Source organism: Rhizobium sp. N621 (genome assembly GCF_001664325.1).
Taxonomy (GTDB): Bacteria; Pseudomonadota; Alphaproteobacteria; order Rhizobiales; family Rhizobiaceae; genus Rhizobium; species Rhizobium esperanzae.
On the sequence record NZ_CP013495.1, the window covers coordinates 1337520 to 1351366 of the forward strand.

The 13847-nt window shown below is 64.0% G+C and carries 9 protein-coding genes; 8 read left to right on the plus strand and 1 reads right to left on the minus strand.

Annotation, left to right across the window (positions count from 1 at the left end):
* Positions 1 to 94: 94 nt before the first annotated feature.
* The 8 genes from ccmI (at position 95) to AMK00_RS06625 (ending at position 11493) form a co-directional block, all read left to right on the plus strand.
* Positions 95 to 1225 (plus strand): c-type cytochrome biogenesis protein CcmI, encoded by a 1131-nt coding sequence (gene ccmI / locus AMK00_RS06585; RefSeq protein WP_064809939.1) that lies wholly within the window; start codon positions 95 to 97, stop codon positions 1223 to 1225.
* Entirely contained in the window at positions 1222 to 1722 is a 501-nt protein-coding gene (gene ccmE, locus AMK00_RS06590) for a cytochrome c maturation protein CcmE (protein ID WP_064809940.1), read from the plus strand. The genes ccmI and ccmE overlap by 4 nt, the downstream gene beginning before the upstream one ends.
* Positions 1719 to 3713 carry a heme lyase CcmF/NrfE family subunit gene (locus AMK00_RS06595; protein WP_064809941.1) on the plus strand — a complete coding sequence of 665 codons (1995 nt, stop codon included), beginning with the start codon at positions 1719 to 1721 and terminating at the stop codon, positions 3711 to 3713. The genes ccmE and AMK00_RS06595 overlap by 4 nt, the downstream gene beginning before the upstream one ends.
* 179 nt (positions 3714 to 3892) lie before the next feature.
* The gene (locus tag AMK00_RS06600) at positions 3893 to 4354 is read left to right on the plus strand and encodes a cytochrome c-type biogenesis protein (protein ID WP_064809942.1); all 462 of its coding nucleotides are present in this window, start codon (positions 3893 to 3895) and stop codon (positions 4352 to 4354) included.
* Between the two features lie 212 nt (positions 4355 to 4566).
* A complete protein-coding gene (locus tag AMK00_RS06610; protein WP_064809943.1) occupies positions 4567 to 6168 on the plus strand; it encodes a Do family serine endopeptidase in 1602 nt (533 codons plus the stop codon).
* 67 nt (positions 6169 to 6235) lie between these two features.
* Positions 6236 to 6991: a response regulator transcription factor gene (locus tag AMK00_RS06615; protein ID WP_405047712.1), complete on the plus strand. Its 756-nt coding sequence runs from the start codon at positions 6236 to 6238 to the stop codon at positions 6989 to 6991.
* Complete coding sequence (locus tag AMK00_RS06620) at positions 6988 to 8400, plus strand: sensor histidine kinase (RefSeq protein ID WP_064801365.1); 1413 nt, start codon at positions 6988 to 6990, stop codon at positions 8398 to 8400. The genes AMK00_RS06615 and AMK00_RS06620 overlap by 4 nt, the downstream gene beginning before the upstream one ends.
* Before the next feature lie 135 nt (positions 8401 to 8535).
* Complete coding sequence (locus tag AMK00_RS06625) at positions 8536 to 11493, plus strand: bifunctional [glutamine synthetase] adenylyltransferase/[glutamine synthetase]-adenylyl-L-tyrosine phosphorylase (protein ID WP_064809944.1); 2958 nt, start codon at positions 8536 to 8538, stop codon at positions 11491 to 11493.
* Here the strand turns inward: AMK00_RS06625 and AMK00_RS06630 are convergent.
* Positions 11490 to 13793 (minus strand): PAS domain-containing sensor histidine kinase, encoded by a 2304-nt coding sequence (locus tag AMK00_RS06630; RefSeq protein WP_064809945.1) that lies wholly within the window; start codon positions 13791 to 13793, stop codon positions 11490 to 11492. The two genes, AMK00_RS06625 and AMK00_RS06630, sit on opposite strands and share 4 nt — an antisense overlap.
* Positions 13794 to 13847 lie beyond the last annotated feature (54 nt).

Sequence of the window (13847 nt, forward strand, 5' to 3'; positions counted from 1 at the left end):
AATCCGGCTCTAGATTGCGGCGAATAGCCTCAAATCTTCGTCATTCCGGCTTTGGCAGTTGGAATAGGCGTATGCTTCACGTATTTGGGCCGATATGCTGTTCTGGATTCTCGTTGCCGTTTTGACGGCAGCCGTCGCCGTCATCCTGCTCTACCCCCTTCTGCGTGGTGCGAAGGCGGCGCAGAACAGCCGCGCCGGCGAGGCGGCAGTCTATCGCGACCAGTTGCGCGAACTCGACCGCGATCTTGCTGGCGGGCTGATCACGCCTGAGGAGGCTGATTACGCCAGAGCCGAAATCGGCCGGCGGCTGATCGCCGTCTCTGCCGGAGAGGCGGAGATGACGCAGAAACCCGCACGGCATCATCGCCTTGCCGAAGTCTTCGTCCTCTTGATCCTGCCGGCGCTCGGGCTCTGTCTTTATCTGACGACAGGCAGGCCGGATCTGCCGTCGCAGCCGCTGGAAGCGCGGCTGGAAAATCCCGGTGACGACGTGGCGGTGCTGATCGCCAAGGCGGAACGGCATCTGGCTCAAAATCCCGACGACGGCAAAGGCTGGGACGTGCTGGCGCCGATCTATTTCCGCACGATGCGGGTGGCCGATGCTGAGGTGGCCTACCGCAACGCGATCCGGCTTCTTGGCCCGAGCCCGATCCGGCTCGACGGTCTTGCCGAGACGTTGATGGCGGTCTCCGACGGCGTCGTGACGGAGGAGGCCCGGCAGGCGCTGGAACAGTCGCTGGCGCTGGAGCCCGATAATCCTCGTGCCCGCTTCTACATTGCGCTCAGCATGGAACAGGCGGGACGGGCCGACGAGGCCCGCCGGGCCTTCGAGGCGCTGGCGCAGCAATCGCCGGCCGATGCGCCCTGGCTGCCGCTGGTCAATGAACATATCGCCAAGAACGGCGGCGCGGCCGCCCCGCCGGCGACGCCCGGTGGACCGACGTCGGAAGATGTGGCGGCGGCTGAAAACATGAATGCCGGCGACCGTCAGCAGATGATCCGTGGCATGGTCGAAAGGCTTGATGCCGAGCTCAGCGAGGATCCCGACAATTTCGAGGGATGGATGCGGCTCGTCCGCTCTTACGCCGTATTGAACGATAAGAATCGCGCAGCCGACGCCCTGAAGCGAGGGCTTGCCGCCTTTCCGCCGTCCGGCGAGCAGGGTCGGCAATTGCTGGCGCTTGCCAGGGAACTTGGCATTGCCACGGAGGGAATGACACAATGACGCGCAAGCAGAAGCGCCTTGCGGTGATTGCTGGCGGGATGAGTTTCATTCTGGCGGCGGTGTTGTTGGTGATGTTCGCCTTCAGCCAGTCGGTGGCCTATTTCTACATGCCGGCCGATCTGGCCAAGACGCCGGTGACGCCGGAGACCCGCATCCGGCTCGGCGGCCTGGTCGGGGCCGGCAGCGTCGTGCGCGGCGCCGGTTCGACGGTGGAGTTTTCCGTCACCGACGGCAGCGCCAATGCGGTGAAGGTTCAATATACCGGCATCCTGCCCGATCTGTTCCGCGAAGGGCAGGGCGTCGTCACCGAAGGCATGTTTGCCGCGGGCAGCAACGTCTTTACTGCCGACACCGTGCTGGCCAAGCATGACGAGACCTATATGCCGAAGGAGGTGGCCGACAAGCTGAAGGCGCAGGGCCTGTGGCAGGATGGCCAAGGGCAGGGCCAGAGCCAACAAAATCCGGGCCAAGGGCAGGAGGCGAAAGCGACGCCATGATCATCGAGATCGGCCATTACGCTTTGGTGCTGGCGCTGGCGACGGCGCTGATCGTCTCGATCGTGCCTGTCATCGGCGCCCGCCGCCATGACCGGGCGATGATGGATGTGGCGAGCGTCGGTTCGCTTGTCATGTTTGCGCTCGTCGCCTTCGCCTTCGCCGTTTTGACCTATGCCCATGTCGTCTCCGACTTCTCGGTCGAGAACGTCTGGGAGAATTCGCATTCGCTGGTGCCGCTGATCTACAAATATTCCGGCGTCTGGGGCAATCACGAGGGCTCGATGATGCTCTGGCTGCTGATCCTGGCGCTGTTCAGCGCCCTGGTCGCGATCTTCGGCGCCAACCTGCCGGAGACGCTGAAGGCCAATGTGCTTGCCGTCCAGGCCTGGATCTCGCTCGCCTTCACCCTGTTCATTCTCTTGACCTCCAATCCCTTCCTGCGGCTCGATCCGGCCCCGGCCGAAGGCCGCGACCTCAATCCGGTGCTGCAGGATATCGGGCTCGCCATCCACCCCCCGCTGCTCTATCTCGGTTATGTCGGCTTTTCCGTCTGCTTCTCCTTTGCCGTGGCGGCTCTCCTCGAAGGCAGGATCGACGCCGCCTGGGCCCGCTGGGTGAGACCCTGGACGCTGGCTGCCTGGACCTGCCTGACGCTCGGCATCGCCATGGGCTCCTACTGGGCCTATTACGAGCTCGGCTGGGGCGGCTGGTGGTTCTGGGATCCGGTGGAGAACGCCTCGTTCATGCCGTGGCTGGCCGGCACCGCGCTGCTGCATTCGGCCCTCGTCATGGAAAAGCGCGAGGCGCTGAAGATCTGGACGGTGCTGCTCGCCATCCTGACCTTCTCGCTGTCGCTGATGGGGACCTTCCTGGTGCGCTCCGGCGTGCTGACCTCGGTGCATGCCTTTGCCAGCGATCCCACCCGCGGCGTCTTCATCCTCTCGATCCTCTTGATCTTCATCGGCGGGGCGCTGTCGCTGTTTGCCCTGCGGGCGCCGAAGCTTGCGGCCGGCGGGCTGTTTGCGCCGATCTCGCGCGAGGGCGCGCTCGTCCTCAACAATCTGATCCTGACGGTCGCCTGCGGCACGGTGCTGACCGGCACGCTCTATCCGCTGCTTCTGGAGACGATCACCGGTGACAAGATCTCGGTCGGGCCGCCCTTCTTCAACCTGACCTTCGGCCTGCTGATGGCGCCGCTGCTCGTCATCGTGCCGTTCGGGCCGCTGCTGGCCTGGAAGCGCGGCGATCTGCTCGGCGCCCTGCAGCGGCTCTACCTTGTCGCGGCTCTCGCCTTCGCCACCGCTCTGGTCTTCTTCTATCTCCAACATGGCGGGCCGGTGCTCTCCGTGCTCGGGCTGGCGGCCGGGCTGTTCCTGATCCTCGGCGCCATTGCCGATCTCTGGTATCGGGCCGGCATCGGCAAGCTGGCGGGCTCTGTCGCCTGGCGCCGCCTGTCGGGCCTGCCGCGCTCGGCTTTCGGCACGGCGCTTGCCCATGCCGGGCTCGGCGTCAGTGTGCTCGGCATCGTCGCCGTCACCACCTTCCAGAGCGAACATGTCGTCGAGATGAAGCCGGGTCAGACGGTCGAAGCCGGCGGCTACAGCCTTGCGTTCGACGGCATGCGGGCGGGCAGGGGGCCGAACTACACCGAGGAGCGCGGCCACTTCACCATCCGGCGCGCCGGTGTCACCATTGCCGACACCTGGTCGGCCAAGCGGCTCTATACCGCCCGGCAGATGCCGACGACGGAGGCGGGCATCCTGACCTTCGGCCTCAGCCAGCTCTATGTCTCGCTCGGCGACGCCACCAAGGACGGCGGCATCGTCGTGCGCATCTGGTGGAAGCCGTTCATCCTCTGCATCTGGGGCGGCGCGCTGTTCATGGCCGCCGGCGGCTGCGTCTCGCTCTCCGACCGGCGCCTGCGCGTCGGCGCCCCGCGCCGGAAGGCGAAGGCAAAACCGGCCGCGCCTGTGATGGAGGCGGCGGAATGATGCGCTCGCACCTTTTTTCCGCTTCTCCCCACCGGAGAGAAGATGCCCGAAGGGCAGATGAGGGGGCCGAACGGCAGAGCCGCGAGGATTTTGAGCGCAAGCGAAAGGTCGTTATTGCTGCGAGGGGTCGCCCCCTCATCCGCCCTGTCGGGCACCTTCTCCCCGAGGGGAGAAGGGGAATGCCGCTTCTCTCCCGGCTTCTCGTCATTCTCTTCATCCTCTTCGCGCCCGTCTCCGCCTTCGCTGTCAATCCCGATGAGGTGCTGGCCGATCCGGTGCTGGAGGCGCGGGCCCGCGCCCTGTCGGCCGAACTGCGCTGCATGGTCTGCCAGAATCAGTCGATTGACGATTCCAATGCCGAGCTCGCCAAGGATCTCCGCTTGCTTGTGCGTGAGCGCATCAGCAACGGCGACAGCGATGAGGCTGTACTCAACTACATCGTCTCGCGCTACGGCGAATTCGTCCTGCTGAAACCGCAGTTCAGCTTGAAGACGGTATTGCTGTGGGGAACGCCGGCGCTGCTGGTGCTCGCCGGGGGGCTGTCACTGCTGGTCTTTGCGCGTCGGAGGGCCGGCAAGCCGACGGGCAGCAAGCTGACGCCGGAAGAACAGGCGCAGCTGCGCGAACTTCTAAAGAAATAGCGCTCGGACGAGGCGGTAGCGACACTATTTCCGCATGCTCTGAGCGGGCCTGAGACATGGCCGCGCGCGTCCGACCGTCAGAAACATCACAAACATTACGAACTTTTCATTGACCGGACAGTTCGCAGTAAGGTGCGCCATCCTATATCTTAAGTCATCGACTGATCCGGCGTCGCCGGTCTGAAGATCCAAGAACAAGAGAAGGTGCTCCAATGCTGCAGAATTTCAACGGACGTCCGTCCCTCGCCACTGTGCTCAAGGCTTCTACCGTCGCCGGTATCGCAGCCGCTGTGCTCGCAACCGGCGTTCCGCTCGAAATTACCCGGGCCTACGCTGAAGCGGTCAAGGTTCAGGCCCCCGCCGTCCCGAGCTTCGCCAATGTCGTCGATGCCGTTTCGCCCGCCGTTGTTTCCGTTCGCGTTGAAAACCGCGTCAATCCCGTTGCCGACAACAATGACGGCTTCTCCTTCGATTTCAATGGCCGCGGCTTCGACGATCTGCCCGACGATCACCCGCTGAAGCGCTTCTTCAAGCAGTTTGGCCAGGATCCGAACGACCAGCAGGGCCACCAGCGCCGCTTCGGCCAGAACGGCCCCGGTGGTCCGGGCGGCCCGAACGGTCCGGGCGGTAAAGGACGTCTGCGGCCGGTCGCTCAAGGTTCCGGCTTCTTCATCTCCGAGGACGGCTACATCGTCACCAACAACCACGTGGTTTCGGATGGCCAGGCTTTCGTCGCGGTCATGAATGACGGCACCGAACTCGATGCCAAGCTGATCGGCAAGGATCCGCGCACCGATCTCGCCGTCCTCAAAGTCGACGGCAAGGGCAAGAAGTTCACCTATGTCAACTGGGCCGACGACAACAATGTCCGCGTCGGCGACTGGGTCGTCGCCGTTGGCAACCCCTTCGGCCTCGGCGGCACCGTCACCGCCGGCATCATCTCGGCCCGCGGCCGCGATATCGGTTCCGGTCCCTATGACGATTACCTGCAGGTGGACGCGGCCGTGAACCGCGGCAACTCCGGCGGTCCGACCTTCAACCTCAACGGCGAAGTCGTCGGTATCAATACCGCGATTTTCTCGCCCTCGGGCGGCAGCGTCGGCATCGCCTTCGCCATTCCGGCCTCGACCGCCAAGGATGTCGTCGCCGACCTGATGAAGGATGGCCAGGTGTCGCGCGGCTGGCTGGGCGTCCAGATCCAGCCGGTGACCAAGGATATCGCCGAATCTATCGGCCTTTCCGAGCCGAGCGGCGCTCTCGTTGTCGCCCCGCAGCCCGGATCGCCGGGTGACAAGGCCGGCATGAAGGCCGGTGACGTTGTCACGGCGCTGAATGGCGAAACGATTAAGGATGCCCGTGATCTCAGCCGCCGCATCGGTGCGATGCAGCCGGGCAGCAAGGCCGAGCTTTCGGTGTGGCGCGCCGGCAAGGCCCAGTCGCTCACGGTCGAACTCGGCACGCTGCCGGCCGATCAGAAGGATGCCAATGCCGATGACAACAACAATCAGCCGCAGCAGCCTGAGGCACCGGCTTCCGAGAAGGCCCTTGCCGATCTCGGTCTGACTGTCGGTCCTTCTGATGACGGCAAGGGCTTGGCGATCACTGGCATCGATCCCGACTCCGATGCCGCCGACAAGGGTATCAAGGAAGGCGAAAAGATCACCTCGGTCAACAACCAGGAGGTCTCCACCGCCGCCGATGTCGTCAAGGTGTTGAACCAGGCCAAGAAGGACGGCCGCACCCGCGCGCTGTTCCAGATCCAGTCCAGCGAAGGAAGCCGTTTCGTCGCGCTTCCGATCAACGGCCAGGGCTGATCCGCAAAGAAAGCAGGAGCCGTGCGGACCGAGGTCCGCGCGGCTCATTTCTTCTGACCTTTCAAGGATGATCGCGATGAGCGCCGCCCCGCAGCAAGATGCTTTGAGCCTTGCCGAAACGCAGCCGGTGGGTAATGTCGGCCGCATGAAGATTCTCATCATCGAAGATGATCTCGAAGCCGCGGCCTACCTCACGAAAGCCTTTCGCGAGGCGGGCATCGTCGCCGATCACGCCAGCGACGGCGAGGCCGGCCTGTTCATGGGGTCGGAGAACACCTATGACGTCATCGTCATAGACCGCATGCTGCCGCGCCGGGACGGACTTTCCGTCATCAGCGAGTTGCGCCGCAAGGGCATCCACACGCCGGTCCTCATCCTCTCGGCGCTCGGCCAGGTCGATGACCGCGTGACCGGCCTTCGTGCCGGCGGCGACGATTACCTGCCGAAGCCTTACGCCTTCAGTGAGCTGCTGGCGCGCGTCGAAGTGCTCGGCCGGCGCAAGGGCACGCCGGAACAGGACGTCGTCTATCGCGTCGGCGATCTTGAACTCGACCGACTCTCCCACGAGGTGCGCCGCGGCGGCAAGGAAATCCCGCTGCAGCCGCGCGAGTTCCGCCTGCTTGAATATCTGATGAAGAATGCCGGCCAGGTGGTGACCCGCACCATGCTGCTCGAAAACGTCTGGGACTACCACTTCGACCCGCAGACAAACGTCATCGACGTCCATGTCTCGCGCTTGCGCTCGAAGATCGAGAAGGACTTCAGCCAACCGCTCCTGAAAACCATTCGGGGCGCGGGGTACATGATCAAGGACGAGGGATGAGCCGCTTCAGGGTTCTCTTCAAGTCCACCGCAGTCCGCCTTTCGGCACTCTACATCCTGCTATTCGCCATCTGCGCCGCGACCCTCGTCTTCTATGTGACGGCGATGTCGGAACGGCTGCTGACCGGCCAGATCCGCGACGCCGTCCGGCAGGAGGTGGAGCAGGTGCAGCGCGCCTATGACACCGGCGGCATGAACCTTCTGCTGCGCACGATGGAGCGGCGTGCCCGCCAGCCGGGCGCCAATCTCTACATCATCGCCGGTCCCTCGGGGGATATTCTCGCCGGCAATGTCGCCTCGGTGCAGCCTGGTGTCTTCGAGGAGGTCGGCTGGACCTCGGCTCCCTTCGCCTATCAGCGTTATACAGACGGTGGTGGTGTCGAGCGCCGGCACAAGGCGATCGCCAACATTTTCGTGCTCGACAACGGCTTGAGAATTCTGGTCGGCCGAGACCTCGGCGATCCCGAGCGTTTCCGCCTGCTGGTGCGCCAGGCGCTGATGGTGGCTTTGGCGATCATGGGGCTCGGCGCGATCATCATCTGGTTCGGCATCGGCCGCAACGCGCTCAAACGCATCGACCGCATGTCGGATGCGAGCAAGAAGATCATGGCGGGCGATCTGTCGCAGCGCCTGCCGGTCGGCGGATCCGGCGATGAATTCGATCGGCTGTCTATGTCGCTGAACACCATGCTGGAACGCATAGAGAAGCTCAATGAAGGCCTGCGGCAGGTCTCCGATAACATCGCCCACGATCTCAAGACCCCGCTGACGCGGCTGCGCAACAAGGCCGCCGACGCCCTCGATATGGCCGATGGCGAAACGCGACGAACGGCGCTCGAAGGCATCATTTCCGAATCGGATCAGCTGATCCGCACCTTCAACGCCCTGTTGATGATCTCCCGCGTTGAGGCCGGATCGGTCGCGGCGGAGATGTCGCCGGTCGAGCTTTCGGCAATCGTTTCCGACAGCGCCGAGCTTTACGAACCGGCGGCTGAAGAAGCCGGTCTCGGTCTCAGTGCCAGCGTCGAGCCTGGCATCGAGGTGCAGGGCAATCGCGAGCTGATCGGCCAGGCGATCTTCAACCTGCTCGACAATGCGATCAAATATTCCTCCGATACGGAAGGGGCGGGCGAGGTGTCGCTCAAGCTTGCCCGCCATCCGGACGGCATCTGCCTGTCGGTGGCCGACCATGGCCGCGGCATTCCGGCCGACAGGCGCGACGATGTGGTGAAGCGCTTCGTTCGCCTCGATGAAAGCCGTTCGAAGCCGGGCACCGGGCTTGGACTCTCGCTGGTCGAAGCAGTGATGGAACTGCATAACGGCCGACTGGAGCTCTCCGACACCAATCCCGACAAGCCCGAGCAGCGCGGACTGACCGTCAGCATGATCTTCCCGGCCAAGGCTGCCTGAAGGTCTTGTCCGAATTGCGATAGGCTGAATCGCGTATTGGCGGTTTTCCGCCTAGGCCCTAAGTTAATTCGGAACGGAGGCGGCGAGCGCGATTCCGGGTAATCGTCACTTCTTTTGCAGAGCCAGGGAGAGCGCATGCTGACGAAATCGACGCATGGCCTGAAGGATGTCGCCGAAGGGTTGCTGCGTCCGCTGAGCCAGACGGAGCTGAAGCTGGCGCTGGCCGATCTTCAGGAGGCCGGCAAAAGCGAGCCGTCAGTCGCGGCGATGCTGAAGACGGGAGGGCGGCTGCGCGATTTCATCGCCGCCGTGCTGTCGCTGTCGCCCTACCTGCGCGAAATCGTCAGTCTCGATCCCGCCATCCTCGCTGGCGCCATCAATGAACCGCTGGAGCCGCAGATCGAGGCGCTGATCGCCGAGGCGCGCGGCTGTTGGCGGCCGGACGGCGAGGGCGCCGCACCCGCGGAATCTGTGGTGATGAGCAGGCTGCGCATCATCAAGCGCAAGGCTGCTTTCCTCGTTGCCGTTGCCGATCTCTCGCGCATCTTGGACGGACGTGCGACGACGGCCTGGCTCAGCCGGCTTGCCGAAGCGTCGGTTGCGGCCGCGATCGACCATCTGCTGCTTTCGGCGCATGAGGGTGGGAAGCTCAGGCTGCGCGATCCGGCGCAGCCAAGCGAGGGCTCGGGCCTGATCGTGCTCGGCATGGGCAAGCTCGGCGCGTCCGAACTCAACTATTCCTCCGATATCGATCTCGTCGTCTTCTTCGACGAAGAGGCCGGCATCGTGCCCGACCCGGATGATGCGATCGAGATTTTCCCCAGGCTGATGCGCCGGCTGGTGCGCATCCTGCAGGAGCGCACCGCGGATGGTTACGTCTTCCGCACCGATCTCAGATTGCGTCCCGATCCCGGCTCGACGCCGCTGGCGATCCCGGTTGACGCGGCGATGATCTATTATGAGGGCAGGGGCCAGAACTGGGAGCGGGCGGCATTCATCAAGGCGCGCGCCGTGGCCGGAGACCTTGCGGCCGGCGGCGAGTTCCTGCGCGGGCTCGGCCCTTTCGTCTTCCGCAAATATCTCGATTACGCGGCAATCGCCGATATCCACTCGATCAAGCGGCAGATCCACGCGCACAAGGGCCATGGTGCGATCGCGGTCAAGGGCCATAATGTCAAGCTCGGCCGCGGCGGCATCCGCGAGATCGAATTCTTCGTCCAGACGCAGCAGCTGATCGCCGGCGGCCGCATGCCGGCGCTGCGCGGCCGGGCGACGGAGGAGACGCTCGGCGAACTCACCAAGGCGAAATGGATCGATGCGCAGACGCGGGACGAACTGACGGAGGCCTATTGGTTCCTGCGTGATGTCGAACATCGCATCCAGATGGTGCGCGACGAGCAGACTCACCTCCTGCCGGAGACCGATGCCGACCTGAAGCGCATTGCCTTCATGATGGGCTTTTCCGACACGCCGAGCTTTTCCGAAAGGCTGGTCGGCGTACTGAAGACGGTGGAGCGGCGGTATGCCCGTCTTTTCGAACAGGAGACCAGGCTTTCCACTGAAACCGGAAACCTCGTCTTCACCGGCCAGGGCGACGACCCGGACACGCTGGAGACGCTGAAGAAGCTTGGCTTCACCAGGCCATCCGACATTTCCCGCATCATCCGCACCTGGCACTATGGCCGCTATCGCGCGACGCAATCGGTAGAGGCGCGCGAAAGGCTGACGGAGCTGACGCCCGAGTTGCTGCGTGTCTTCGGCGAAAGCAAGCGCGCCGATGAGGCGCTGCTGCGCTTCGACAGCTTCATCTCCGGCCTTCCCGCCGGCATCCAGCTCTTCTCGCTGCTCGGCAGCAATCCGGCGCTCCTGTCGCTGATCGTCAACATCATGTCCTCCGCACCCCGGCTTGCCGAGGTGATCGCCGCCAGGCCGCATGTCTTCGACGGCATGCTCGACCCCGGCCTGATGGCCGAGCTGCCGACGCGCGACTATCTCGGCGAGCGCCTGAAGGGCTCGCTTGCTCAGGCGCGCCATTATGAGGAAGTGCTCGACCGGCTGCGCATCTTTGCTGCCGAGCAGCGCTTCCTGATCGGCATCCGCCTGCTCACCGGCGCAATCGATGGCGCAATGGCCGCCCGCGCCTTCACCCATCTCGCCGATCTCATCATCGCAGCCGCACTCGATGCCGTGACGAGCGAGATGCGGGCCGCACACGGCGATTATCCCGGTGGTCGCATCGCCATCTCAGGCATGGGCAAGCTCGGCAGCTTCGAGCTGACGGCAGGTTCCGACATCGATCTGATCCTGCTCTATGATTATGACGACGCGGCTTCCGAATCCGATGGGCCGAAGCCGCTCGATGCGACGCGTTATTTCACCCGTATCACCCAGCGACTGATCGCCGCCTTGTCTGCGCCGACCGCCGAGGGCGTGCTTTATGAGGTCGACATGCGGCTGCGCCCCTCCGGCAACAAGGGCCCGGTCGCCACCCGCATCAATGCCTTCGGCAAGTACCAGCGCGAGGAGGCCTGGACCTGGGAGCACATGGCGCTCAGCCGCGCCCGGTTGATTTCGGGCGATGAAAGCCTGATCGCCGAGGCGGAGCATATTATCCGCGAGGTGCTGACTTCAGATCGCGACATCGCCAAGGTGGCGCATGATGTTGCCGAGATGCGCGAACTGATCGACAAGGAAAAGCCGCCATCCAGTCTATGGGACTTGAAGCAGATCCCCGGCGGCGTCATCGATCTCGAATTCATTGCCCAATATCTGGCGTTGATCGCGCCAACGAGGGACGTCGGCATTGCCGTGAACGGCAAGAGCACCGGTGAGGCTCTTAAGCTGCTCGGCGACCGACTGATGTCGGCGGCCGACCTCGACATCTGCCTCGAAGCCTTTGCGCTCTACACCAGTCTTTCGCAGCTGATCCGGCTCTGCATCGAGAGCGAGTTTGACCCGAACGATGCGCCGGCCGGCCTCATCGAGCTCGTCTGCCGTGCCGGCGACTGCCCTGACATCAGGACCCTGGAAGGAGAGGTGAAGCGGCTTTCGAAGGCGGTGAGAAAGATATTCGTCAATACCGTGAAAGCTTAGACATCATCCGGAATGCGCAGCGAGATTACCGTGCCCACCGCCTCGCGGGAGCGGATCTTCATGCGGCCGCCATGCAGCGAGGTCAGCGAGCGCGAGATGGCAAGTCCGAGGCCGGAGCCGCCCTTGCTCTTGGCGTACTGGCTCTGCACCTGTTCGAACGGCTGGCCGATTTTCGAGAGCGCCGAGCGGGGAATGCCGATGCCGGTGTCGGCGATGGTGACGAAGACGGCGCCGTCGACGCGGCGCGTGCGCACCGCGATGCGGCCGCCATTGTCGGTGAATTTCACCGCATTGGAGAGCAGGTTGAGCAGTACCTGTTTCATCGCCCGGCGGTCGGCCGTCAGCGTCAGGCCCGACGAGATGCGCTGTTCGATGACGATGTTCTTTTCGGCGGCCGGAATGGCGGTGAAACGCAGGCTTTCCTCGATCAGCGGCACGAGGTCGATGCGCTCGCGGTGCAGCTTCAGGTGGCCGGCCTCGATCTTCGACATGTCTAGAATGTCACTGATGACGTTGAGCAGATGTTTGCCGCTATCATGGATATCGCGGGCATATTCGTCGTATTTCAGCGAGCCGAGCGGCCCGAACATCTGGTTCTGCAGGATCTCGGAGAAACCGAGGATGGCATTGAGCGGGGTGCGCAGCTCATGCGACATGTTAGCGAGGAATTCCGACTTTGCCTTGTTGGCGGCTTCGGCGCGCTCCTTCTCCGCCTGATAGTTGGCGTTCGCCGTCGAAAGCTCGGCCTTCTGCAGCTCCAGCGTCTGACGCGAGGCGGAGAGATCGCCGATCGTCGCCATCAGCCGGCGTTCGGATTCCCGCAGCCGCTCCTGATGACGTTTCATCAGCGTGATATCGGTGCCGACCGAAACGCGGCCGCCATCGCGCGTGCGCCGTTCATTGATCTGCAGCCAGCGCTCGTCGGCAAGCTGCACCTCCGTCGTGCGCCCCGAGCCGTCGGCATCGGCGACCCGCCGCTCGATGACCGGGCGGGCGGCGGCGGCATTGACGATCGAGCGTTCGGTGCCGGGCACCAGCACGTTGTCCGGCAGGCCGTAGGCTTCCTGGAAATGCGTGTTGCACATGACGAGCCGGTCGTTCTTGTCCCAGAGTACGAAGGCTTCGGAGGTGCATTCGATGGCGTCGGCGAGCCGCTGGTCGGCTTCGGCATAGCGCTGGGCGAGGCGATGCTGTTCGGTCACGTCCATGGCGATGCCGATCAGGTGCATGCGGCCGGAATTGCTGCGGATCACCTGGGCGCGGGCGCGCATCCAGACATAGTGGCCGCCGGCATGGCGCATGCGGAAGATCTGGTCGACCTGGCCGGAATGGCCGTTGGCGATGGCGCGCGCGATTTCGTAGAGACCGCCGTCATCCGGATGCATCAGTCGCGCGGCCTCGCCGAACCCCAGTGTCTTGTCCGAACCCGGCAGGCCGAGCATGTCGTACATCGAGCGCGACCAGAAGAATTCGCGGTTCTCGAAATCGAAATCCCAGAGGCCGCAACGGCCGCGCGACAGCGCCGTCTCGACGCGCAGGTTCGACTCCAGGAAGATATCGTCGGCGTCGCGGGCGCGTTTCACCTGGGTGTAATAGGCGTAGAGGATGACGAGCAGGATCGAGGATATGCCGGCAAACAGCGTGACGTTGAGCGCCAGCTCCTCACGCCAGACCTGACTGATCTCCTCAAGCGAGGTGGCGGCGACGATATAGCCGCCGGCATTGCCCATCAAGGTGATCTCGGCATAGTGCGGCACGCCGCCGATCGTGGTTTCGATGACGCCGGCACGATCGCCGAAACGCCGGATCGCCGAGACCTCCGGGAAGAAATCGCCGACATTGCTGCCGACATGCGAGAGCCCGGCGGTCGTTGCGGCAAAAACCTTGCCGCTGGCCTGGACCAGCAGCACGAAAGCACCGCTGTCCAGCCGGTCCTGCGGCAGGTACTTGGTGAGGCGGGTCTGCGCCTGGCCGACATCGCCACTGTCGAAGATCTGGGCCGCATCGGCAAACACGGCCGAGGCAGTGGCCGCCGAGAGCGCGGTGGCATGGCGGGCGGAAGCCTCAAGTCGGGCATACTCGCTCGCCATGCCGAAGAAATGCGAGGCGGCGACGACGGAGAGGAAGGCGATGATCAGCGCCGGAATGGTGCGCTTCAAGACGAGTTCCGCCTTCGGCAGATGACGAAGGAGCGGTTCCGATGCCGCATGACCGGAAAGGCTGTTTCGCCAAGCTTTCAGCCCGTCAAAATCGACACGCAGCCGTCCTCCGGCCACGGTTGCCCGTCGCACGTCCATCATCTCTTCGCCTTGTCCCTCGTGTGATTCGCGCGCCGCTCGCCCGAACCTGACCTA